Raw genomic sequence first — 24059 nt, forward strand, 5'->3', positions numbered from 1 at the left:
CCGGTGAGCGTTCCCAGCTTGTTGCCAATTTTCATGCACGTCAATAGGCATGCTGCACACTTTCATCGGCTAAAATGATGCATCGTGCACTCATCGGACTATTTCCTGCCCACCAGTAGTTGGGACCCTCCCTCTGAGCGTGTGCGGGAGCTGATGCGCCGGGCCGCCAAGATCGTGGTCCACACTGGTCAAACCTTTTACGACGAGGTGAGCAGGCTGTCGCTGACCTCAAGCCTGATGGCGAGTGTGTCCGGCAATTCGCTGGCCGACGATCCGATCGCCGCGGAAGCGATCACTCGTAGCAATCGCTCGAACCAGCTGCACTGGGCGGCGGCGAATATCAGTCATCCCGGTGAGCCAGTTCCGGCGAACACCGATGCAGAGACGCTGGCGATTGCGCGATATCTCGTTCGACGCGGCATCAGCGAAGCGGCAGTCGTGGAAACCTACCGGTTGGCGCAGAGCCTCTCATTACGTTTCTGGTTGAAGGCCGTGTACCAGTTGACATCTGACCCCGAGGACATGCGGGAGCTGTTCGACGTGTCTGAAAGATCGATCACATTGTTCTTGGGTGAGACGGCTTCAGCGGTGCACCGCCAAATGCGGATTGAGCGTGACAATCTCACCAGCGGAGCTCACCCGGAACGTCGGGCAACGGTCATGCTCATCCTCGATGGCGCACCACTGGATCGCGACCACGCCGAGCAAAGACTCGGGTACCAGCTGGATCAGGGACACACCGCGGCCATCATCTGGGGCAGTGAATCGACCGCCAACCTCGCCGATCTGGACCAAGCGGCCGAACTGTTGATACACACCGTCCGCGGCGGTCGCGCACTGTCGGTGCTGGCCAGTGCCGACACCCGTTGGCTCTGGCTACCAGGCGCCAACAATCCAGACTTCTCCGCAGTCATCACTGCGCTCGGTCAACTGACCGGTGTGCGGATAGCTATCGGTTCGACAGCAGCGGGAATCGAAGGGTTCCGGCGTAGCCATCTGGATGCGATCGAAACCCAGCGGGTGATGACGAAGCCTGGATCAACCCAGCAGATCGCGAGCTTCGCCGACGTCCAGATCGTCGCACTGCTCACCGCCGACCCCGAACAGGCGAACCGATTCATCAGACACACGCTCGGCGATTTTGAATACGCCGACCCAGAACTTCAGCTGACCGTACTCGCGTACATCCACGAGCAGTGCAACGCCTCGCAAGCGGCTGCGCGCCTGTTCACCCATCGAAATACCTTGATGCGCAGACTTGTTCAAGCCCAAGCGTTGCTGCCGCGACCGCTGGAAGGGGCCACGGTGCACGTGGCGCTGGCATTGGAGGCGCTGCAGTGGCGAGAGGCCAGGGTGCCGGCGGTCCAGCACCGGTGAGCGGGTGATCGGTACCCCTTGGTGACGCTGGCGGCCTGGTCCGAACATATTCAAACGGCATTGCCGCTGGTAAACATGGAGCCGATGACGGGAATCGAACCCGCGTATTCAGCTTGGGAAGCTATTTCGCGTTATGAACACCTGTTCGGAAGGTCCTGTTCAGCGCTTCGCTGATTCGAGCAATGAAGCCATCTAGCAGCAGGTTTGCGCGCGTACGGTGTGGCTGCGATTCTGTGCCGGTACGGCTGCGGTTCGGCTATGTTCGGGGTACGGCGGGGGTACCGCGCTGCGCAAATCGCGGCGACCCTAACCCCTATCCGGCCGGTGACGCAGGTGTACTTGACGGACAATTTTTGCAAGCCACCCGTGATAGATTAGTTAATCTAATTAATTGATAGATGATCCGGTGACCCGCGCGATGCGCGGCCCGGCAACTGTCGCTAATTCACTTCAGAACTTACGTGTCTCCGGCGTGGCAGGGTTTTGCCATGCTCGAACAGCCAGCGTTCGATCATGTCGCGGCGCGGTAGTTGGTAGTCAGCGATCCAACGGTCCAGAAGTTGCACATAACGCTCGTAAGAGGTGGCCGGCCATGCCGAGGTGGGCAAAGTACTCCACCCGCACGCATCGCGCAGTGCCAGCGCGACGTTCTCGTCGAGGATGCAGCAGCGGTGGTCTGGGTGTCCGGCCCCCGCGAAGTACAGATATTTCGTGAAGAAAGCGGGGCCGAGGTGGGGGAGGGCGGTCTTGTTGCTGGGATAGAGCAAGTCATAGGCCCGAAGCGGGTCGCTACGGCTGATCTGAGCGGCTTGCTGGAGCAGCACCCCGGCAGCCGGGGAATCGTGTGCTACGGAACCGATCCGAGCTTTGTTGTTCCGTCGCTTGGTTCCGCTGCCCCAAGCGAGTGCGTTCCATAGCAACGTAAGTGCTGCGGCGGGGTCATCAACGGCGGGGTCGGCAAGGGCAAAGATGTCCGCGCGGGAGATAGTGTCGCCGAGGATAGTGTCCTGGAGGCCGTATTTGGTGAGCGTCGCTGTCCACCAGCGATGGCCGACTACAACGGCATGCTCGTCTATCCATTGGACTGGACTCGCTGCATGGATTTCAGCCACGGCGTTGTCGGGTAGACGAACATCCGCGAGATTGGTGGCGGCCATGGCCAGTATTGTGACGCTATCCCCGACATGGCGGTGCAGATCTGTTGCGTTCGTATGGCTTTGAATTTGGGGCGCCGAGCGCCGTAGAAAACGAAGCATACCTGGCGACGATGGTTGGCGCGCTGTGTCAACTACGCAGGTTCGGAATCCGTGAACAACTCCATCAACGCCGGCTCGGTCGCCTCTACATAGTTCGCGTCCAACTGCGGTCCCAGGAGCACGATCGCGGTGAGGCGCCGCGTGATTGACGAAAATGTACGTGCCTCGACCATAGTGAGGTCACGCCCCAGCACCCGCTTGTCGCGATAGCTGAGCCACTTGCGGAGGACCTGGAATCCACCAATCTTGTAGTCCCAGACCGCCGTTGGCACCCCGCGCCAGCAGACGTCCTCGTTCAGGTAGATATCCAGCACCTGTTCGCCAAGTGCATCGCGGTCCTCATCTCTGAGACCGCTCTTCTCCTCGGCCCTTCGATCACGTGCGTTGTACCTGCCAGCGCCGGGCATGACCCCAGTCGACTGAACGATTCCCCAACCAGCGGTGACGGCTAGGTCGCCGTTGTCAGGGTTGATGGATTTCGCGTCAACGCGCTCGATAACAGCGACGCGAGACATAGAGGGCTCAAGAGGCGGTGCGTCGACACCGATGAGCGGCTGGTCAGGATTGAGCAAGGCGGCAACACGACCTCCTAGCGAAGCAGATTCGCGTAGCAATGACTCCGATTTCGGCAGGGGTAAGCGTGGCCAGTTCGAACGCACGGCTTCGCCGTTTTGTTCTACGTAGAGGGGAGAAGTTCCGATAGCAACCGAGTGCATCCACAAGAGAGTGGCGCTCTCCTTATTTGAGGCTGCATCTTCGATGCCGAGACGTCGAAGGTAGGCGGCAGCCCGACTGGAAAGGTTCGGCCTCCACGTGGCGGACGCGTCTACTTCAGCCACGAGATCGAACAGTACGGGGTCCTCCGCAGCGGGCGAATTCGCCTTGGCTGCAAGCCATAACGGAATCGCGTACGCGTCCGTGAACAGTACCTTCTGATCAATCAGGCAGTCAGAAAAATGCAGCGCGGCGCCATCGAGCGATCGCGGCGCGCGACGGCGGACGAGTATGAAGCCGGATTCTTCAGCCGAAGAAGTGACTAACAGAGTCCGCGATTCGTTCCAGAGCTTCGCGTGGGTCTCGACGTAGGCGTACCGCACATCGAGCGGCCTGAACTGAAAGCGCTGTATCCGCCGATCATCAAACGGGCGCTCTCTTAGCAGACGTTCCCGTTCCCGCACTGGATCGAAGCGTGCATAGGACCTGCTCAGGCGAGGGTCTACATCCGAGATCGGAACATCGGGGTCCAAATACGTCCTGATGCGCGCGTCCAGAGCGTCGCGGTCGCTGTCGATCAACGCGAATTTGCGGTTTTCGTTAAGCCCAAGCATCGGGGCCACGGCACACAGTTCGTTAACAGCCGGCCACCTTGCATAGCCCGGTCTTGGGCTCCAACGCAACAGCCGAAACCAATTGTCCTGTTCTGGTACAAGCGATTCGTACTCTGGGCCAGTGTCCGGGTTCGCAGGAACTGAGGCCAACTGCTCGCGCTTGTCTTTGCCCCAGAAGTCGCGGTACTGAACGTCCACCGACGAATCGACGTGGTCCGCAGTGCGGACCAGCATGCTGATGGCCACTCCACGCCTGATGCCAGCCGGATTGAGAGGTGTGGAGAAGATTGAGGGGTCGGGGTCGCCGTCAGGTGTCTTTTTTCCCGTCTCGCGGCTGTCCCCGTTGAGGTGATCGACTGTGACGGTGTCGAACTCGGTCAGTAGTCGCCTTCGCATCACAACCGCTGAGGGGTCGCCTAGCCATGACGAGTTGCTGACGAAGCAGATGATCCCTGTGCCAGTCTGTTCGGCGATGCGGCGTTCTGCGATTCGGAAGAACCGGATGTAAAGATCATCGAGCTTGTTCTTTGTGATGTCCCAGTCCGAAGCAAGCCCGGCCTTGTACGGCTCGACGAGGCCTCCTTCCTCCGCCGGAGACACCCCGGCGAAGCCGTTGTAGGGGGGATTTCCGAGCACAACGAGGATGGGTCGCTCTCGCTTTACGGCCTCCGCCGCGTCCCGCTCGGCAACGAACTCTGGGAACGGGAGCGGCGGGTGCTGGTCCCCGTCAACCCAACCGGTTAAGGCATTCGTGAGATACACGCTTGCCCGCTCACCCGTCTTCGAATTCAGCGGTGCGCCGAGCCTTTGAAGCGCGATGCCAATCCGGAGGTGCGCAACAACGAACGGCGCAGGCAGCAACTCAAAGCCGTGCAGGCGGCCGAGTGCGGCCTGCTTGGCCTCAGCCGCAACGAGTCCATCGTCGCCTTGCTGCTTTAGCGTGGTAACGATTCTGTCGAGAACGGCGGTGAGGTAAGACCCGGTGCCTGTACAGGGGTCGAGTACGTGCACTTGCGGGTCGGCAAAACCAAGCGGCAGGCCCAACTGTGTCCGCAGCGCTTCGTCCACTCGTTCGACCATGTAGCGCACAACCTCGGGAGGCGTATACCAGACGCCAAGCTCGCGGCGCAGGTCAGGATCGTAGGCTTCGAGAAATGGTTCGTAAAAGTACTGGACTGCCTCTGCGGCTTCGAAACGCGTAAAGAACAGTGCGCGATCAACACGTGCGAGGACGTCGTCTGTCCAGTCAAGGACTTCGTCCAACCCGACTGGGAGGTTCGCGGGCGTAGCGAGTTGTTGAAAGAGCACACGGACCATCGGAACCGGCAGAGTCCATTGGGCCTGCCGCCAGTTGAAGCGATTGTCCGAACCCGCAGGTTGGTGCTCAGACCAGTAGACCCACGCCGCGAAGACACCGTAGAACAGTGTTTGCACCAGAGCAGAGCGAAAGAAGTGCTCACCGTCTTCGCCTTCGAAGCGTAGGCCGAGAGCTTCCTCTAAAGCCGACCGCAATGCTTTGAGGGTATCCATTTCACCCACGTCCTCGACGCGCTTGAGTGCGGTGCGCGCATACGCTGCGAGAAACCACGCGAGGTCTGCTGGATTGCCAAGTGGTGCATCGCGCGACAGCGCTCGTTTCAGATAGTCGGCGAACGGGCCACCCATCGCCTGGTCGGCGGCCCTCGGGTCGAGGGCCCAAAACGCTGCTTCGTTGGGGGCGAGCCTGAACCGCTCACCTTCATGGGTTTGGCCGTCCGAATCGAGTTGCAGGATAAGGAAATCTCGATACGTACAGACCAGCACCTTGCCGTATTTGGCTAGGTAACGCTTGACCTGAGCTGTGTTTGCGACCTGAGTTACGTCCTCCGCCAACCCCTTGACTTCCATCACGCCTCGTTCGGGTGAGCGCGCGAGAAGGACCGACTCGCCAGCCTCCGCGACTGCTTGTCGAGCGATGAAGAGACCGCCGTCGGGCACTCCTGCCCCACGGTTCCTCGTAGTCAGTACACACGTCACTGCCGGGCCGATCGTGTCGCCGACGTCATTGAGCAACGCCTCGAGTTGGCCGTAATAGGAGGTTTCAGGAACTGCCTCGCCGGTCAGATGAATTTTGCGCATGCCTTCGAGGTACGTGCGTAGGGCAGTCACAGGAGCATCGTATTTCCACCCAGGTGTTGAATAGCGGAGTCGAACGAGACACGCCGGATCAAGCCATGGGGCGTTGCGAGTCTCGGTGCGAAAAGTCGTGCAGGGAGCCTGGGTGGGCGCTGCGTACGCTTGGAGGCATGACCGGGGGCGGGATTCTGGGGGTTTCACCAGGCGAGTTGTGGCGCGTGTCGAGTTCGATTGGCTCTCTGGCCGACGAACTTGCCGTCCAGCTGCAGTCCATCGACAACGAGGTGTCGGGGTTCGTCAGGTCAGGCTGGACGGGGTTGTCCAGTGGTGCGTTCGCCGAATCATTTTGGAAATGGCATGAGGGCGCCAAAGACGTCCACACTGGGCTAGCCGAGATGGCCACCCTGCTCGGCTCAGCCGCCGGCCAATATGAAGACCAAGACCAAAGCTCCGTGGCATCTCTCAGTGCCCAGATGAACATCGACAGGTAGCGGGCCTGTTATGTCTGACGAGTTCGGCGTCGACACCGACCAGTTGATGGGCATCGTGGACAAGATGGCCCAACTCGAAACCAAGATCGAGGCGATGATCACCGCGGCAGGTGCCGAGGTTGCCGGGCTTCATGCCACGTGGGAAGGTGCAGCAGCAACGACCCAGGCAGACGCTCACCGCCGCTGGACTGACGGCGCCCAGGAAATGCGCCAGGCGCTGGTGAAGCTGCGGGAGGCCGCGCTCAAGGCACACGGTAATTACACCGGTGCGGCCAAGAGCAATCAGGCGATGTGGTCGCGGTGACTGTGCCGACGTTGCGATAGCTGGTTGTCTATTGGCACCGATCATTGTTGACCCACAGGCGCTAGATGGCGCCGGGCAGTCCGTGGACGCGCAAGCAGAAACGCTGGGTAAAGCCATCGACGCGTTGCATTCTGCCCTCGCTGGCTGCAGTGGCATGTCCGGCGATGACCCGGCAGGCGTTGTTCATGGTCAGGCATACGACAAGTCGGCCAAGGCGATGCTCGAATCGATGGTTGATCTTCGAAATGGGTTGGCGCGCATTGGCGATGGGATTCGCGCCAGCGCTACCAGCTATTCGCGTGCCGAGGTCGCATCAAACACCCACGGGACTGGCGGCGCTCCGCTGCCTGCCGCCGCACCGACTGCGCCGGCGACTGCGCAGCTTCCACCCTCGGCACAGGGCAGCAATGAGGGGGCACCGCCCGGCTGGTGGCTGGTCGAACCCTTTCTCGGCATGGTGTGGCCCGACGGCAGCCCCAGCAAGTTACGTGCAGCGGCCGGAGCCTGGGCGGCGGCCGGTTCGGCGTTCCTGGGGTCCGAGGCTGAATTACTGAGCGCGCTGGGTGTGGTTACCGCACAACAGATTCCAGAAGGTGCGCACGTCGCGCAAGCAGTCGTCACCGGCAACACCAACGCGACGGCGCTGTTCGGCCAGTGCGTTCAGGTCGCATCCAACCTCAACTCCTATGCCGGGCAGATCGACGCTGCGCACACGGCGATCCTTGACCTGCTGTCGCGAATTGTGAACCCGCTCACCGGGGTTCGTGAAGTCTGGGATCTCTTGACTGGCGATGACAACGACGAAATCAAGAAGATCGCCGAAGATATCCGCGTCGTGGTCAACAACTTCAAAGCCGAGGTCGACGCACTGGCCGCGCTGCTCAAACCCCTTGTCGAGGCCGCAGAAGCAATCGCTTCGGCCATGGCCGAGTACGCCAAGATGGAGATTGAACAGTTCGGCGACGCCGCGTACAACGTGCTCGCTGACGTGGTCAACTCCGCAGCGAGTTTCGGCAACGCTGCGATCCATAACCCGCTCGACACGCTGGGGATGATCGGCGGGGCAGCGTTGATCGCTGGCGGAGCCGGGGTGGAAGTTCCCGGGGTCATACTCGACGCCACTGGGGTTGGTGCATTGGTCGGTGTTCCGGTGAACGTTGCGGGTGCGGCGATGATTGCTAGTGGCGGCACGATGGCCGGCGCGGGAGCAATCGACTTGTCCCATGAGGCCGCGCTGAACCCGGTCACCGTCATGCACGCTCATATCGGCCGCCCCGGCGAAGGGATCGACCGCGGCGACGGCCGAGATCCGTACGGGCACATCACCGGCCGCGGCGGCGGCAACTACGCCAAAGGCCGTGAAGCCGAAGGCGTTGAAAACTACAAAGACGACAATCCCGGGCGCTGGGTGACCAATGAACAGCGGAAAGCCACCGTTGATGGAGGTGCCAGCGGTGGCCGGTTTTACGATGGCCTAGGACGGCTACCCGACGGGACCTATGAGGCGATCGAGGTGAAGTCAGGCACAGCATCGCTCTCGCCGGGGCAACGCGAGTTTGACGGCCTCGTGTCACCATCGAATCCGGCATATGTCACCATCACCAACGAACAAGGAGCAGTCGAGACCGTGAAGATCACCAAGGTCCACGTTGAAACGGTTCCCGCCGAATGAGACTCGACAGGCCGACTCACGTGCGGAAGTCGAATCGCTCGTCGGGATGGATGACCGAGTTCACTGAGGAAGTGCCTGGGCAAATCGCCGCCGGAATAAACCGCCTCGGCCACGGCAAGTACACGTACTACTCGATCTTCCCGTTACCGGCCGACGCCGAATACGACGAGACCGTCCACCCCACCGAGTGGATCCAGACCACTGGCGTCGCTCCTGACCGGCTCACCGTCGAAATCAAACAAGCCGACAACAAAGGCGCGTACCGGCTTTACACCATTGGTCGATCAGCAGGTGCGGGCGAATCAGCTGAGACCGAGCCAATTCAGAACGGCGACAACACTTACTTAGTCCAACCGAGCGAAGTGCTCACTGCCGCCGACGCCATCGAACTGTTCCAGCACTACTACGACACCCACGCCGTCCCTGCTGGATGGAGCCTGCGCGAGCAACCCGAATTCTCTGACACCTCCGTCGCCGAGAGTCAAAGTACGAAAGCCGCAGCAGACGGCACCAAACCTTCAGCTGGTCGTGCTCCCGTCGCCAAAAGCTCGGGGAAGCAAGAGAAACAGAGCCCAGTACGTGCTAAACGCCAACAAGAAGGGCAAAGCTAGCCAGCATTCCTCTTCGACAAGAAGACCCTGCAATCCCACGCAGCTCGCTGCGTTCGATGGGGTTCAGTCGTCCGAGTGCGACTTGCCTGCTGCGTCGGTAGTGATTGGGGCGCAATCGATTCGACAACCATCCGACCGAAGTAGTTAGAGCGACGCGGTCTTGGACTTGCCCGTGTTCTGGTTGGTGATTACTGCGCTGGTGTAATGGAAGTCAGGAGGGCTCGCACCGGTGAGCGTAATCGTAACCGGCGAATAGGTCGCCGAGCCCTGTGCGCAGTTTGGAACGCAGTCGTCTTGAAACTCGATGCCGGTACCCACCGAGTCAGCGCCAGCGCCCCAGCTGGTCCAGACGATCTTGTCGACATTCCAGGTGTTGTCGCACGTCAACATGATGCTTAGTGGCTTAACTTTCGGTTCCTGGCAGGCAATCACTACTGGTGTGGCTTGATCGGCCGCGGGCGGAATCTGCCGCGGTTCATAGCTGGAGGCAGGGGTTGGAGCATGTTTGTTGTCCGGCAGGTAGGGGTCGTTGTTATTTGGGTCATTGGGGTTGTAGTTGGGGTTAAGGTGTACCGCGCAGTTGCCCTGGAAACATTGCTGAGTGTCGCTTGGGCCGGGAGCAGTTGTGGTCGGCGAGTTTGCTGGCAGACCCGGGTTTGGCGTTGGGGCCCGATCCGGGTTGGATGATCCGCATATTCCGGCGGCCTTTTCATCGGCGATAGCGTCGCTAACAGGCTTGCCGAGTTCTGCCGCGAATTTGCCGGCGGGCACCATTAGCCATTTGCCGTCTTGGTAGACAACTTCCCGTTGGACTGAGAACCCGAGAGGTTTGATACGAACCAGAGCGTGGCTGTCGCTCTCCATCCGGACACCCGTGGCCGTCACGGGGAGCTTGTCGAGGCCGCTATCGCAAGTTTGACTCAGGGTCACGTAGTCAGGCTGGCTAATGCCGTGCTGAACTTGCTTGTCGTACATCAGCCATGCCCCGGCGTAGTCGCCAGCTGCCCTACGATCAAAAAATTCCTGCCGCGGTCGCCTTCGCGGCTTCGAGTGTTTGTGGGTCCTCGCTGGTCAGTGCGGTGGGTAGGTTGATTTGTGATGGGAGCTTGATCCCGCACGCCGCCAGCAACGACATCAGAAGTAGAACGTTTCCAGTTCGGGCGAGCCGGCGCACGGCCCGATCCTAGTTGTGTGGGTTCGTTCTGATCGACACTTCATTTGATCGAAAAATTTGCTGAGCGTGGCGATTCGGGCGTGCGTGAAGGGGCGAGCGGGTATTCTTACGCGAGTAATTTGCAGTTATGAGTGGGCGACAGGAGCGGATGCCGCGCGTGGCAGGCTTTGCGGCGTTTGCTGTAGTGAACACTGCTGGAATGGGTTGGACCGCGTTGCGGCATGAAGGGCGGTACCTGGGTGAGACTCATTTTGACCGCAGCGATCGTCTGTGTGGTCGGGTCGTTGGTAGAACCGGCGACCGCTGTTGGTGACCCGTACGGCACTTACTGCACACCTCAGCAGATGACGAACGGTCAGCTGAACCAATGCGTGATGCCCGGCTGCCCTGCCTGGATCGACCTATCCTGCAATATCGCGGTGTTGAACCCGCCGATCGCCACGCCGGTGCCTGGCCCATGTCGCTGGTCGCCAGGCCCGAACTGCTTCTAGCGGGACGGCGTTGACCAATGACTGTTTGTTGCCAGCAGAACCCACGATGGCTCGCTGAATTTTGCAGGGCTATAACGACCTTCGTTCTCATTGCGGCCGCTGGCGCGGCTATGAGTGCGGCGTCTGCACACGCCGATCCGAGTGATCCAAACAGTCCAACGAATGCCGCCAACCGTGCCATCGACGATGAGCAGTACGGAGAAGGTGTCTGCACCATCATGCGGAACAACCCGACGGACGCTGGCGCAGACCAGGCAATCAATTATCTGATGGCGCGCTTTTCGACCCAGCTGGCGGTCGGCATCATGACGGCGGTGACAGACAATGTCTGCCCGGACGTCAAGCCGGTACTCCAACACAGGCTCATGGAGGACCAACGGCAGCGGGATGGCGAGGCGCAGGAGTCACCGGGCGATGGTCCGTGCTTGCCTGGTGGTTACACGGGCAACGGTGATTCATGCAGCCCGGGCATGGAAAACTGGGAGTACATCCATCGGGTGTATGGGGCGTCCCCCGCCGTCTGACGGCCAACCCGCGCCATGCATTGCCCGGAAACGGGCTAGACAAACCATTGAGACAGCGGTAGCCCGGTCCGGCCGGTGACGGTCCAGTTCGAACTTGTTGTGTTACAAGATGCTTACGAGAGCCCGGCTTGGTATGACCGTAGAGCTAGCGCGGTCTTAAGGCGGTCGAAAACGGCGCCCACGGAGTATGCTTATCGGTACCGAGAACTTCATAGCTTTTGCGAAAGGCCACATAGGCGATCGGCTAGGCCGAAGCTCTACGGACCGACGCGACGCGCTAAACCACTGAGACTGGCGTGCGTCGAAGGCACAACCCTCATTGACCGCTGAGGGCGTGTTTTCGATGCACGCCAGTCTTTTTGTTTGGAGGACGACGATGGCCGATGGCCTGAACGACATGGACAAGCCGAACCTGACTGAACAGGAACTCTGGGAGTACCTCTTCTATGACGAAGATTTGGTAGGTGTCACGAGAAGGTGCGTGAAGTGGGCCGTGCTGCGACGCGAGATAGTTCCCACCCGCATCGGGAATAGGAACTACTTCACGAAAAATGATGGGCTCCAGTGGATTACGGCGCGGCGCCAGCCGGGTGTCTACGTCGCCCCTCCGAGTCGCGGCAGGAGGGTGAAGTGAGTAGAGGGCTCCGAGTGTCAGCGCATTGCGCTGGTGTCAGCTGTCTGTCTCGCGTGGAAGAAGCGTCCATTTCTGGAGATCCGATGCTAGTTCTGACTGCGTTGGTAGACAGCGGATTTGAACCTGCCGATCACGGATATTGCGCGGGTATTTGTTATGACGACGAGGGTCAGACGTGGGCCCTATACGAGGGAATGAGGGTTGAGCACTTCGTCCGTCTTGGGCAGAGTGCGCGTCAACGCGGCTGGGGTATCCAGCCGATCGGCAGGATCGATCCGCATCGCCCCAATGATCTGCCAGGGAAGGTGCCTTGGATGGCAGGGCTTAGTGGTCGCAACGGGCGAGACGCGACGGAAGACGAAATCGCCGATATGCCAGCAAAAATCATCAATCGTTTGTTGATGGGTGAGCGCGGGGTTCTCAACCTTGGAGCACGTGTGCCCAAGGGGGTGATCGGTATCGATATCGACCAGTATGGGTCAAAGTGTGGGCTGGCTACTATCGCGGAACATGTTGCACGCCTCGGTCCCTTACCCGCGACGTATCTGACGACTGCTCGGTCGTACTCGCAAGGCAGTGGTATCCGGTTGTTCGCTGTCCCGGACGGTTGGGAGGGGCCGGGGGTGCTCGGTGATGGTGTCGAATTAATCCAACGCCACCATCGCTATTTGGCCGCACCAGGAAGCGTCCACCACACCGGCAAGCGGTACCGTCTGCATCACGAGGACACCGGCGAACAAAGGTTGAAGCCGGTTCTGCCGCCCCGTCGCGCGATCCCGCCATTGCCGGAATCCTGGTTAGCTGGTCTGTACCGAGAACCCCGCCGTCGGGGTGCGCCGGCTAGCGCTGACGACGTGATGGCGTTCGCCCACGAGTACACACAAAACCGCGAGCCTGAATCATTGGAACCGACAGTACGTGCAGTACGCCGTGCCACGGGTGCAGGTCAGACTCGTCCAGCTGTGCACAGGGCGTTGTGGATAGCAGCGCGAAAAGCACGGGCGGGCTGCTATTCGTGGGCGGATGCATTAGCCGCGATCCGCGAAGCTGCAGAGGTCACTTATGCAGAGCGCGGCGGCCAGCTAGACGATTACGACTTCGCCCGCTCGGTCGAGCATGCCGTCGCCGAAGCCCTCGACATGCACGACAGTGAGCTGCGGGCCTGGAGCCCAATCGATCTGAATGGTTGGGGCGCAAGGCTTCCAGCGAGTGAGTGGGGCGGATGGCGGTGACCGCATTGCCCGGTGATGCGGCCGTTGTACCCTTTCGGCCTGCAGGTGGTGCTGGCCAGGGGGCGGAATGCGCCGACTTGTGGCCGGCGCCAGACAATCCTCGGCATGTTGCGCAGCGTGTCGTAGATATGGCTGCTTCCAAGGCCCAACCGTTGAGGTATTGGAATGGGTTGTGGTTGTACTGGACCGGAGTGTACTTCCACCAGATCTCTGTTGAAGGGATCAGGGACAACTTGTACGAGATGCTCTGTGATGCACAGTATTTGGGCAGCGAAAGTCGAGTGCTGAGATGGAAGCCGAATACTCCCAAGCTCAATGGTGTCATCGATGCGGCGCGCGGACTGGTGAAGGTTCAAGAGGGCGTGGATCCGCCGTGCTGGTTGGATGGACGTGAGGATCCTGTAATCGCTTGTCGTAATGGTCTTTTACGTACAGCTGACCGGGTACTGCTGAGCCACACGACCGACTATTTCAACGTGATGGCTTTGCCGTTTGATTACAACGACTCGTCGAGTCGGCCGAATCGATGGCTGCGATTCCTCGATGAGGTTTTTCCAGGCGATCGAGAGTCCATTGACACGCTGCAGGAGTGGTTCGGGTACATCATTTCGGGTCGGCGAGACCTGGAAAAGATGTTGATGGTTATCGGGCGTCCGCGATCAGGTAAGGGAACAATCACCCATGTCTTGGAGCGATTGATCGGGCCGGATAACTGCGCCGGGCTTTCCGGCGACCACTTCCGGAACGACTTCGCATATCAGCCGTTGCTGGGGAAATCTCTTGCAACATTTACGGATGCGCGTCTTAGCTTCGGTAAGCAGCTTGTCGAGGCGATCTTGAGGATCACCGGCGGTGATACCGTCTCGGTCAACCGCAAGAACAAGGAACAGGTGTCCCTGAAGCTGCCGACACGGTTGATGTTCATGAGCAATGAAATCCCGGTATTGCCAGATGATTCAGGTGCGGTGCAAAGCCGATTGGTGCCGCTCTACATGGGCGTTTCTTTCGATGGTAAAGGGAGCAACCCCAAGCCCGATCCTCGCCTGAAGCAGGAGCTGATCGATGAGTTGCCGTCGATTCTCATCTGGGCGCTCGACGGTTTGGACCGCCTGCGCGAGCGGGGCACCTTCATCACACCAAAGTCCGCAGCCAACTGCATGGACGTGTTAGGCGAAGGCGGTAGCCCAATCAAACAGTTCTTGTTGGAGCGCTGCGAGTTTGGAAACCACCACGACTACTACGTCACGAAGGACGAGCTGTACAGCGCGCATAGATGCTGGTCCTACGATAACGGATACGAGCTCATTACCAAGGCGACGCTGACGAGAAAGCTGATGACCGCTGTTCCGGACGTCGCGCCGAAGGTCACCTTCAATCCTCACAGTAAACGTGGGTCGCGCGGCCAGCAGAGACCTGCGTACAGCGGGATTCGGCTGAGGGGAGCCCCCAAATAGACCGATTGTCGCGGTATCCGAAACGGCATCGGGGACGTATCCGTATACAAACGCGGCTTTCCCCGACGTAGGGGCCTCAGTATCCGGGTATCCGACTTACCTATTGAGTATTCGGAGGAAGCGAGGTAGGACGAGAGCCCCTCGGCGAAGCGTTCGCGGTGACTAGCCGGATACGCGGATACCGTTCGGACGCAAAATATTTCGTCGTCCGTTCACGACGCGGCGGCCTACCAGCTTTCTGCTCCGCACGTCGAATCAGAATTGGAGATTAGATCGTGTCTGACCTATCGAATGCAGAACCCATCGAATGGAACCGCGGCAACCCCGCACGCCGATGCGTAGCGCATAAGAAGGACGGAAGTCGTTGCAGGCGTTGGGCTATTCGGGGCGGAACGGTATGTACTCATCACGGGGGTAATGTGCCAGCTACCAAAATGCGGGCTCGCAGACGCTTGGAAGAGGCAAGTGATCGACTTGTTAGTGAATTACTTGGAATTGCCACAACCGCCGAATCGGAATCGGTGCGGCTGAACGCAATTCGCGACGCGCTAGATCGCGCAGGCATCTCGGCGAAACATGCATCTGCGCCGTCTAGCGACATCGAACTTGCACCATGGGAACGTCTGATGACCGATATCGCGTTCGACGGCATCGCGCGGACGGCTCAAGATGAAACGACGCCCCGACGCCGTACTCTCATCGCCGCCGAGCGGGTAGCCGAGTCGGAACGCGTGGTAGGTCCGCTCGCGCTTCCGTCTAGTCGCGATCGAGGCGACGATGCGCCGGTCGACCGACGCGAGGGGGCGGACCCCTATCCGTCATTGGCTGACGGCGTCGTGACGCCGGAGCTTCGGCGGTTGGCGGATCGGTCGAACGGTAATGAGTAGTGGTATCTAATTTGCTGGCGTAGCGTCGGGCGTGAGGCGGAACGTTCGTTTACGCCTGTCGAAAACTGCAGCAGGAGTGATGATTATGACTAACAGAGACCGCCGTGATGGCCAGAATATGAACCGAGTTGATCGGCAGCTGGTGTTTGCCTACTCCCGCGTCAGCACTGAGGAGCAAGTTGAACGAAGGAATGGACTCGACGCCCAGCGGGCTGTGATTGACCTAGAAGCCAACCGCCGCGGGTGGGAAGTTGAGTACTATGCCGACGAAGGTGCTAGTGGCAAGTGCATCAACGAGAAATTACGAGATGTGCTCCAGCTCTTGGCATCTGGACAAGGCGACGGGCTCGTCGTCTCGAAGATGGACCGGCTTGCGCGCTCGATCATCAATGCTGCCGACATCGTGGAGCGAGCGAACACCCAAGGCTGGTCCTTGTTTGTACTCGACCTTGGCGTCGATCTAACGGCAAGCGGACGCCTCATCGCTCAAGTGATGTCCAGTTTTGCTGAGTACGAGCGCGCCCAAATCAGCGAACGCACAAAGGCTGCGCTCGCGGCCAAGCGAAATCGCGGGGAGCGCCTTGGTCGGCCAAGGGTGGCCCAGCCCGGTGTTGCGTGTCGAATCGTCATGGAAAGAAACACTGGGCAGACATACGAGCGGATCGCGCAAGCCTTGACGGCTGAGGGCATCCTGAGTCCGCTTGGTCGGCCGACGTGGCAGGCGTCCACTGTCCGACGTATCTACATGTCGGCGACTTCTGTTTAGTAGTAGGCAAGCTGATGGCGCGTATTCAGAAGCGGCAGTGCAAGAATGGCACCACGATCTACGCGGTTAAGTGGAGGGAGCCCAACGGACAGGACCGCACCAGAAGCGGATTCCAGACTAAGAAGGCAGCGGAAGCTTACGCCACACGGAAAGCCAACGCGCGAGTCACTGGTACCGAGTTTGATCCGGCTTCGGGCGGGATTCTGTTTCGCGACGCAGCGCACGCGTGGCTGGAGTCACGACGTGCTGACCTGAAGGAGACGACGTGGCGCGGGCACCAGGCTGCGTTGGCCCCAGCTGCGTCCCGGCGCGGTGACGGCAAAACGCTTGGCATAGATGCAGTGTTCGGCGGCTATCCGCTCAACAAGATCACCCGCGAGTACGTCCAGGAGTGGGTGAATCGGCTGATCGTTGCGCAGAAGAAGCCATCCACCGTGCGGCACGCCTACTTCACGGTGCGGATGGTGCTGCGGCAGGCCGTCATTGACCGTAAGCTCCCCGCCAACCCGGCTGAGTACGTGAAGATTCCCGGCGAGCAGAGTGCCAACGGCAACAAGCCCGGCGTCGTGGATGGCCCGGCTCAATTCCTCAGTGCCGCTCAAGTTTCCGCGCTGGTAGCAGCGACGCCCTGGCCGTACAGCGTCCTGGTGCATGTGGCGGCGTGGTCGGGGCTGCGCTCGGCGGAGCTCGGCGGCCTACAGGTTGGCGATGTGACAATTCCGCCAAAGTCGTTAAACCCGAACGCTCCGGCCAAGGGCGGCACTATCCGGGTCTCCAGGTCGGTACGTGCGCTGGGGGCAGAAATGCGGTACCTCCCGACCAAGACCAAGGGCAGCAACCGCAAGGTGCCGCTACGGGTGGCGACTACGGACATTCTGCGGGACTACCTGACAAAGCATCCCCGCGCGAACGAGCCCACCGCGCCGCTTTTCCCGGGTATGAGCTTGGCCGCGTTTCGGCCGACTGGCGTCCGTGCCAAGACCTCGACCGGTGAACCTGACACTAGGGCGGCCAAGTACGTCGCTGAGCGGCAGGCATCCGCCTTGGCGGCGTTAACGGTGCAGGAGGCCGAGACGCGGCTAGTGCTGGATTGGACGACGCCGCTCAGGCATCCCACGTTCTACAAGGCTGTGTACCGCCCGGCGGTACTGCGGGCTAATTCGGCTAGTGCGGCCACGGGCGAGCGGGCTGCAGCCCTACCGGCCGACCTGCGGTTTCACGCGCTCCGCCACACATACGCGTCGCTGTGTGCGGCTGGTGGGGTCGGGGTGCGGGAGGTCGCAAAGTTCATGGGCCACGCGAATACGACGACCACCGAGCACATTTACACGCACCTGTTCGACACCGACGATCATTCAGCCGCTATGGCCGCGTTGGATGCTGTCGACGCACCGCGCCACGCGGATAACGTTGTGCCGCTGTGGGGTTAATTCAGCAGACCGGCAGACTTTCCGTATATCTCTAGCTTACGGAGAACATAATTTGACACATCGGCCGGGCTCGCTGACTTTCGCCACATCAATTCAATTCGCACCATCATCCCGTTGCTGCGTGTCGCAAGGATATCGCTGCGGTAGGAAGACTGTTCGTTACCAAATGGCGCTTCGAGCACGTATGACTCGATTATACCGGCGCTCTTTAGAGCTTCGGCGATCGTCCGATTCACTTCGATGTCCGCCGACGTGGCTATCTCGGTGAGACCGTTAAAGGCTTTGAGGGTGTTATCGCCTGCCTTTTGTCCGCGACGACCTGTAGTTAACGGATTGTCGGCGAGCAGTCTTCCTAACGTGCTGTTCGTCATCCGTTCCACGGCTTGGGGGTCGCTGTTGGTTGACATGCCGTGGGTCTTCATCAGCTCGCGGAGTTTAGGCGAGGCGAACTGACGCGCTGCAGCAAGGGCAGTCCACACGTCGAGGTGCACGACACGAGCGTCGAGAATGGTGCCGAGTAGGCCAAGTCGTTCAGGGAATTTCTGTAAGTCGGCGACAATATTGGCGCCCGTAGAGGTCATCATCCGGTCTATATCTGCGGCTGAAAATCTACCGCGAGTAATGGCATTTACCGCGGTGTCTGAATTCGGGGCGATTACGACGATCCAGACATGAAATGACTCTTTGGGGAGCAGTTTCTTGACTTCTTGTACGTTCTTGTGGAGTTCGGTACGAATACGCCCCATAAAGTTGCCGATTGTCGAGCTTTCCAACGCGATCCGGCCTGCTCGGTCTTCGGTAATGCCGAGCGTGTGGAGACTCGCACCGGCATTCAGGGCGCTGATAGTCTTTTCTGCAATTACGACGTAATCGTCAGTTGCGGGGCCGGTGAACATTAGCGCCGCCTGGTCGATCCCCAGCAGCGATTCCGCCCCAATCTTGGAAGCGATCTCAAGGACGATTGCTACCAGCTCATCAGTATTTATGGGCCACACCACGAGCGTCTTAGCCCCCGCTGTTGACCGTACGAATCCATTGATGGCGTGGAGGATGGCCTCGATCGCTTCGCGAGCTACCTGCCCCAGTGCTTCCCGGCCTTCAATGACGAGGATGCGGTTGTTGTCGATTGTGGGCAGAGCAGCGATCGCAGTTGGTACGTCGGCGTTGCTCGGAATTGCATCGACCACGACGCCTTCGCGGAAGATCGGCACAGTCTTGGCGAAGGTGGATTTGCCTGCGCCAGAGACACCCTTAAGGACCAGCAGTCCTCCTCGGTCCGCCGAAAAGATCTCGGCGAAACGATCATCGACCGCCGCCAACGACGCCTCGACTGGGATGATCACGCTTCGGAGGGTCGACTGTTCCTCACCCGATAGAGCTTCGAACCGATCCGGTACTCGGATCGCGTCGAGTGCGCTAGACGTCATGGATGGCAAGGGTATCCGTGACGTGCCGCGAGCCGTTTGGACACCCCCTGGTTAACACTCCGGGGTATGTCGGGGGTACGGAATCGTGCCGTTGGCGGAGCTTGCTCGCAGAAGCAGCCCTTTACCTGGGCCTTCGTGGAGCCGATGACGGGAATCGAACCCGCGTATTCAGCTTGGGAAGCTGATGTTCTGCCATTGAACTACATCGGCGGTGGTGCACCAGGCTAACACCGGCGCCCGATAGGCTCCCCACGTGCTCCTCTCTGACCGTGATCTCCGGGCCGAAATCGCTGCTGGGCGCCTCGGCATCGACCCGTTCGACGACGCCATGGTCCAGCCCTCCAGCGTCGACGTCCGACTGGACAGCCTGTTCCGGGTCTTCAACAACACCCGCTACACGCACATCGACCCGGCGCAGCAGCAGGACGAGCTGACCAGCTTGGTCGAGCCCGCCGAAGGCGAGCCGTTCGTCCTGCACCCAGGCGAGTTCGTCCTCGGCTCCACGCTCGAAACCTGCACGCTCCCAGACGATTTGGCGGGACGGCTGGAGGGCAAGTCATCGCTGGGTCGCCTCGGACTGCTGACGCACTCCACCGCGGGCTTCATCGACCCGGGCTTTTCCGGGCACATCACCCTCGAGCTGTCGAACGTCGCGAACCTGCCGATCACGTTGTGGCCCGGCATGAAGATCGGCCAGCTGTGCCTGCTGCGGCTGACCAGTCCGGCCGAGCACCCCTACGGCAGCGACAAGGTCGGCTCGAAATACCAGGGCCAGCGCGGGCCGACGCCGTCGCGGTCCTACCTCAACTTCCGCAAGCACTGAACCGGCATTGACTTTGCGCTGAGGCAGAACTTGTTCGAGAGGCGGTCGGCGCCAGTGCAAAGTCAGTGCGAGGCGGGCGACAGGACTGCGCAGGCCACTCGGGCGCCGGCATCGCCCGTCGCCATCGTCTCCGCGTCCGGTCCCGGCACGCCATTGTGGCTGTACCGCGGCGGGATGTTGGCGAAATTGTCCGATCCCTGATGGATGATCAGCGCGCTTCCCTGCGGCCCCTTCAGATCCTGCGCGATGAACGCGTCGGTGGTGGCGACGACTTTCCCGGAGCCGTCCGCGCGCACATTCAGGGGTGTCAGATCGCCGCTGGCCGGATGGCCGGTGTGCCCGGCGACCTGCAGGTGGCCGCCGGCGGAGGCGAAGTTGCTGGGCGGGCCACCGGTCGGGGCGACGGAATTGGCCTCGCACTTTCCTACTGAATGGATGTGCATGCCGTGGCTGCCCGGGGACAGGATACCGCCGGCGATGGTCTCGACGGTCACCGTGGCGTAGCCGTCGGCGAAATCGATGGTGGCGTTGGCGACGGGCTTGCCGTCAGCGGACTTCAGCACGACCTTCGTGGCCTGGGCACCAGCTCCGGTCGAGCTGGCGGTCGGCGATGTGGTCGTGGCGGCCTGGTTGGAGTTGCAGCCGGCCAGGGCAGCGATCGGTGCCGCGAGGAGCGCGGCAACTGCGGTTGTGCGATTCAACATCGACTCTGCATACCCACAAACGCACGATCTACTCATCGAAGAGTGTCTGTCACCAGCCCCGCACTGTGCGGTGTCAGCTTTTGTTGACGATGTCAACCAAAGCTGACGGCTCCGGACCGGAGGTGTCGGGGAAGCCGCCAACACGCCGACGCCAGACACGCCGACGCAGGAACCCAAACCGGTGAGGTTCCAGTAACCCCGCAGAAACACGAAACATGCCGGAAACACTCTCGCCGCGCGGCTGAAACGCGCCGCCGACATTCTCGTCAAGATTGTCGAAGGAGTCCCACGTGCAAGGCATCGATCCCGCCGCAACCGCCTGGCTGCTCGCCAGCACCGCCCTGGTCTTGTTGATGACCCCGGGCCTGGCCATCTTCTACGGCGGCATGGTCCGCACCACCGGCGTGCTCAACATGATCATGATGAGCTTCATCTCGATCCCGCTGGTCACGGTGGCCTGGCTGGTGCTGGGGTACACCCTGTCGTTCTCGGGCGGCGGTGGCTTCATCGGCGACCTCGAACACTTCGGCATGCTCGGCATTGGCCCGCGCACCAACCACGGCACCGTCCCTGAGTTGCTGTTCGCCACGTTCGAGCTGGCCTTCGCGATCATCACCGCCGCTCTGATCAGCGGCGCCATTGCCGATCGAGCCAAGTTCTCGGCCTGGATGGTCTTCGTGCCGGTCTGGACGATCGTCGTCTACAGCGTCATCGCGCACTGGGTATGGGCACCGGATGGCTGGCTGGCCAAGTTCGGCGCGCTGGACTTCGCCGGCGGCCTGGTCGTCGAGATCGCCTCCGGTGCTTCGGCTTTGGCGTTGGCGATTGTGCTGGGCCCGCGCATCGGCTTCAAACAGGATGCGATGCGTCCGCACAACCTGCCGTTCGTTCTGCTCGGTGTGGGTCTGCTGTGGTTCGGCTGGTTCGGCTTCAACGCGGGCTCGGCGCTGACCGCTGACGGCATGGCGTCGGCGATTTTCCTGAACACCTTGGTCGCCGGCTGCCTGGGCATGCTCGGCTGGCTCACCGTCGAGCAGATCCGCGACGGCAAGCCCACCACCTTCGGCGCCGCCTCAGGCGTGGTTGCCGGGCTGGTCGCTATCACCCCGTCCTGTGGCTACGTCAACACCCTCGGTGCGCTCGTCGTGGGTCTGGCGGCCGGCGTGGTTTGTTCCTTCGCTGTGGGGCTGAAGTTCAAGTTCAACTACGACGACTCACTCGACGTGGTGGGCGTGCACTTCGTCGGCGGGGTGGTCGGCGTGCTGCTGATCGGCCTGCTGGCCACCGACATCATGACCGGCGGCGCTCGCGGTCTGCTCTACGGCGGCGGACTGACCCAGCTGGGCAAGCAGCTGCTCGGCGTGGCCGTCGTCGCGCTCTACGCGTTCGCCGCCAGCTTCGTGCTGGGCAAAATCATCGACAAGGTGATGGGCTTCCGGGTCAGCGCCGACGACGAGACCGCAGGCGTCGACTTCACCCAGCACGCCGAAACGGCATATGCAGAGGGTGTGCACGGTCATCTCGGCCACCGCCGGCCTTCGAACTCACTCACCGATTTGATGGCCCGGTCCAAGCCGGAGGACTGAGTCTCCTTAACAAGGCACATGCCTCGCACAGGTAATCCGAGTAGGGTTTTGGCCACCGGCGTCGACGGGAATCCGTACCGCCGCGGCCAGAACTTCATCTCATCGGTAACGCCATTGCCGGTCGCCACGATGAAGTTTCTAGTTGTGGACCTGTGCGGCATGCCTTTGGGGGCGGCGCCAACGGTCGCGAGGCGAACACTTTTGGAGGGTCAGTGGACATCGTTTTAGGTGTGTCTTTGACTCCTACGACAGTGCGAATGGCGCTGGTTGAGGGGGACAAGGCCGACGGTGCGATCGTCGACCATGACACGTTCGAGACGTCGTCGGCGGAGGGGTCGGTAACTTCCGTCGAGCAAGTGGTGAGCGCAGTCCTGGGCACTCAGGAGAGTGCCGAGGAAGGTGGCCACCACCTGAAATCGGTGGGCGTGGCCTGGAGCGATCACCACGACGCAGCCCAGTTGCGGGACGCATTGGGCGCTGCAGGCATCAAGGACGTCCTGATGGTGTCCGAGCTGCACGCCGCCGGCGCTCTCGCGCAAGCAGCAGGTAAGGCCGTCGGATATGACAGCACCGCGCTGCTGTTCCTCGACAAGGACACCGCGACGCTGTCGGTCGTCCAGGGCAGCGACGGGTCGATCTCCAAGGTTCTCAGCCGCAGCCTGCACAGTGTCGACGCGCTGGACGTGCTCACCGAGATGGCCTCGACGGTCACAGCTCAGGACACGCCTCCGCAGGGCATGTTCGTGGTCGGCTCGGGTGTCGACGTCGCCGCCGTTCGTGAGCACCTGACGGCGCTGGTGGACATTCCCGTGAACGCGCCCGGTGACGCCGAACTGGCGTTGGCCCGAGGCGCCGCGTTGGCCTCGGCCAATGCACCGGTGTTCGACGCATCCACTGCGGGCCTGGCGTACTCCATGGCGCCGGTGCCCGGCGGCGCGGAGCTGCCTCCCATGCTGATTGCCGACGAGTTCGGATTCGACGAACTCGGCGACGTGCCGGTGGTCGCCGAGGGCGGACGTAAACCGTTCCTGCTGGTCGGCAGTGCACTGACCTCGATTTTTGTCGTCGGCGTGGTGGCCCTGGCCATTTCGTTGGCCGTCAGCATCAAACCCACCGTCGATTCGCGGCCGACACCGCCGCAGGCGGCGGTTGCGCCGAGCGCGCCCGTCGCAGCTCCGCCGGTTGCCCCGCCGCCCGCAGCTCCGCCTGCGCCGGCCCCGGTGGTGGCCGAGACCATGCAGGCACCTGCTCCGCAGGAGGCCCCGGCACCGCGGCACGTCGAGGCGGCACCGCCGGTCGTCCACGAAGCGCCGCCGGAGGTCAGGGCACCTGAGCCCGCGGCTCCGGCCCCTGCGCCCGTCCCCGTGCCGGTGTCGATGCCGGCTCCGGAGGCCCCGGTCATCGCACCGCCGCCACCGGCTGCGGTCCCGTCACCGCAGCCGCTGCTGCCGCCGTGGGCCCGCGGTCCCGGCAACCAGAACCCGAATGGCTACGGACCAGGTGGATACCCCGGTGCCTACGGGCCGGGTGGGCCGGGTGGCCCGTACACGAACCAATACCCCGGATCGCAGTATCCAGGTCAGCAGTACCCGGGTCAGTACCCCAGCCAATACCCGGGTGACCCATATGCGCCACCTCAGTACCAGCCGCCGAAACACCACACCACCTGCGTCTTTTTCATCTGCAGCCGTAGTTGATCGGCCGGATCGCGGGGATTTGTCACCTCCCGTTGGTCTGGCGATCAGTGTCGCGTAGCAACCTGCTCATCGGCGC

20 protein-coding genes and 1 tRNA gene are annotated in these 24059 nt (G+C 61.3%); 15 read left to right on the forward strand and 6 right to left on the reverse strand.

The genetic code is table 11. The features are described from left to right. Window positions 1-84: 84 nt before the first annotated feature. The gene (locus tag ABIA30_RS14620; RefSeq protein WP_370066512.1) at window positions 85-1377 is read left to right on the forward strand and encodes a PucR family transcriptional regulator; all 1293 of its coding nucleotides are present in this window, start codon (window positions 85-87) and stop codon (window positions 1375-1377) included. Window positions 1378-1817: 440 nt separating this feature from the next. On the opposite strand, the gene ABIA30_RS14625 is transcribed toward ABIA30_RS14620, so the two are convergent. Next, window positions 1818-2534, reverse strand: a complete 717-nt coding sequence (locus ABIA30_RS14625) for a hypothetical protein (protein ID WP_370066514.1) — start codon at window positions 2532-2534, stop codon at window positions 1818-1820. 131 nt (window positions 2535-2665) lie between these two features. Next, window positions 2666-6109 carry a type ISP restriction/modification enzyme gene (locus ABIA30_RS14630; RefSeq protein ID WP_370066516.1) on the reverse strand — a complete coding sequence of 1148 codons (3444 nt, stop codon included), beginning with the start codon at window positions 6107-6109 and terminating at the stop codon, window positions 2666-2668. 137 nt (window positions 6110-6246) lie between these two features. Here ABIA30_RS14630 and ABIA30_RS14635 point away from each other — a divergent pair, with 137 nt between their 5' ends. The 4 genes from ABIA30_RS14635 (at window position 6247) to ABIA30_RS14650 (ending at window position 9154) form a co-directional block, all read left to right on the forward strand. After that, window positions 6247-6567, forward strand: coding sequence for a WXG100 family type VII secretion target (locus ABIA30_RS14635; protein ID WP_370066518.1), 321 nt, complete (start codon window positions 6247-6249; stop codon window positions 6565-6567). Window positions 6568-6577: 10 nt separating this feature from the next. Continuing rightward, the gene (locus tag ABIA30_RS14640; protein WP_370066520.1) at window positions 6578-6871 is read left to right on the forward strand and encodes a WXG100 family type VII secretion target; all 294 of its coding nucleotides are present in this window, start codon (window positions 6578-6580) and stop codon (window positions 6869-6871) included. Between the two features lie 82 nt (window positions 6872-6953). Further along, window positions 6954-8543 (forward strand): NAD(+)--arginine ADP-ribosyltransferase, encoded by a 1590-nt coding sequence (locus ABIA30_RS14645; protein WP_370066522.1) that lies wholly within the window; start codon window positions 6954-6956, stop codon window positions 8541-8543. A 50-nt stretch (window positions 8544-8593) separates the two neighbouring features. Continuing rightward, window positions 8594-9154, forward strand: a complete 561-nt coding sequence (locus ABIA30_RS14650) for a hypothetical protein (protein ID WP_370066524.1) — start codon at window positions 8594-8596, stop codon at window positions 9152-9154. 144 nt (window positions 9155-9298) lie between these two features. Here the strand turns inward: ABIA30_RS14650 and ABIA30_RS14655 are convergent, their stop codons facing one another. Beyond that, window positions 9299-10129 (reverse strand): hypothetical protein, encoded by an 831-nt coding sequence (locus ABIA30_RS14655; protein ID WP_370066526.1) that lies wholly within the window; start codon window positions 10127-10129, stop codon window positions 9299-9301. 800 nt (window positions 10130-10929) lie between these two features. On the opposite strand from ABIA30_RS14655, the gene ABIA30_RS14660 reads away from it, so the two are divergent. From ABIA30_RS14660 to ABIA30_RS14690, 7 genes are all read left to right on the forward strand, one after another. Continuing rightward, window positions 10930-11343, forward strand: coding sequence for a hypothetical protein (locus ABIA30_RS14660; protein WP_370066528.1), 414 nt, complete (start codon window positions 10930-10932; stop codon window positions 11341-11343). A 376-nt stretch (window positions 11344-11719) separates the two neighbouring features. Next, complete coding sequence (locus ABIA30_RS14665; RefSeq protein WP_370066530.1) at window positions 11720-11977, forward strand: hypothetical protein; 258 nt, start codon at window positions 11720-11722, stop codon at window positions 11975-11977. 53 nt (window positions 11978-12030) lie between these two features. Beyond that, window positions 12031-13209, forward strand: a complete 1179-nt coding sequence (locus ABIA30_RS14670) for a bifunctional DNA primase/polymerase (protein ID WP_370066532.1) — start codon at window positions 12031-12033, stop codon at window positions 13207-13209. Beyond that, on the forward strand, window positions 13200-14663 hold the full coding sequence (locus ABIA30_RS14675) for a phage/plasmid primase, P4 family (protein WP_370066533.1): 1464 nt from the start codon (window positions 13200-13202) through the stop codon (window positions 14661-14663). The genes ABIA30_RS14670 and ABIA30_RS14675 overlap by 10 nt, the downstream gene beginning before the upstream one ends. Window positions 14664-15289: 626 nt before the next feature. Continuing rightward, entirely contained in the window at window positions 15290-15550 is a 261-nt protein-coding gene (locus ABIA30_RS14680) for a hypothetical protein (RefSeq protein ID WP_370066535.1), read from the forward strand. A gap of 85 nt (window positions 15551-15635) precedes the next feature. Continuing rightward, a complete protein-coding gene (locus tag ABIA30_RS14685) occupies window positions 15636-16316 on the forward strand; it encodes a recombinase family protein (protein WP_370066537.1) in 681 nt (226 codons plus the stop codon). 14 nt (window positions 16317-16330) lie between these two features. After that, complete coding sequence (locus ABIA30_RS14690) at window positions 16331-17746, forward strand: tyrosine-type recombinase/integrase (protein WP_370066539.1); 1416 nt, start codon at window positions 16331-16333, stop codon at window positions 17744-17746. On the opposite strand, the gene ABIA30_RS14695 is transcribed toward ABIA30_RS14690, so the two are convergent. Then, window positions 17743-19089 carry a hypothetical protein gene (locus tag ABIA30_RS14695; protein WP_370066541.1) on the reverse strand — a complete coding sequence of 449 codons (1347 nt, stop codon included), beginning with the start codon at window positions 19087-19089 and terminating at the stop codon, window positions 17743-17745. The two genes, ABIA30_RS14690 and ABIA30_RS14695, sit on opposite strands and share 4 nt — an antisense overlap. Window positions 19090-19309: 220 nt before the next feature. Further along, window positions 19310-19383 (reverse strand) — tRNA-Gly (locus tag ABIA30_RS14700). A 43-nt stretch (window positions 19384-19426) separates the two neighbouring features. Between ABIA30_RS14700 and dcd the strand changes: the two genes are divergently transcribed. Then, entirely contained in the window at window positions 19427-19996 is a 570-nt protein-coding gene (gene dcd, locus ABIA30_RS14705) for a dCTP deaminase (protein WP_370066543.1), read from the forward strand. A gap of 62 nt (window positions 19997-20058) precedes the next feature. Here the strand turns inward: dcd and ABIA30_RS14710 are convergent, their stop codons facing one another. Further along, entirely contained in the window at window positions 20059-20700 is a 642-nt protein-coding gene (locus tag ABIA30_RS14710; protein ID WP_370066545.1) for a superoxide dismutase family protein, read from the reverse strand. A 290-nt stretch (window positions 20701-20990) separates the two neighbouring features. Between ABIA30_RS14710 and ABIA30_RS14715 the strand changes: the two genes are divergently transcribed. Further along, window positions 20991-22286, forward strand: coding sequence for an ammonium transporter (locus tag ABIA30_RS14715; protein WP_370066547.1), 1296 nt, complete (start codon window positions 20991-20993; stop codon window positions 22284-22286). Window positions 22287-22543: 257 nt separating this feature from the next. After that, window positions 22544-23983 (forward strand): hypothetical protein, encoded by a 1440-nt coding sequence (locus ABIA30_RS14720; RefSeq protein ID WP_370066549.1) that lies wholly within the window; start codon window positions 22544-22546, stop codon window positions 23981-23983. Window positions 23984-24059: the final 76 nt, after the last annotated feature.

The organism is Mycobacterium sp. MAA66 (assembly GCF_041261665.1).
Taxonomy (GTDB): Bacteria; Actinomycetota; Actinomycetes; order Mycobacteriales; family Mycobacteriaceae; genus Mycobacterium.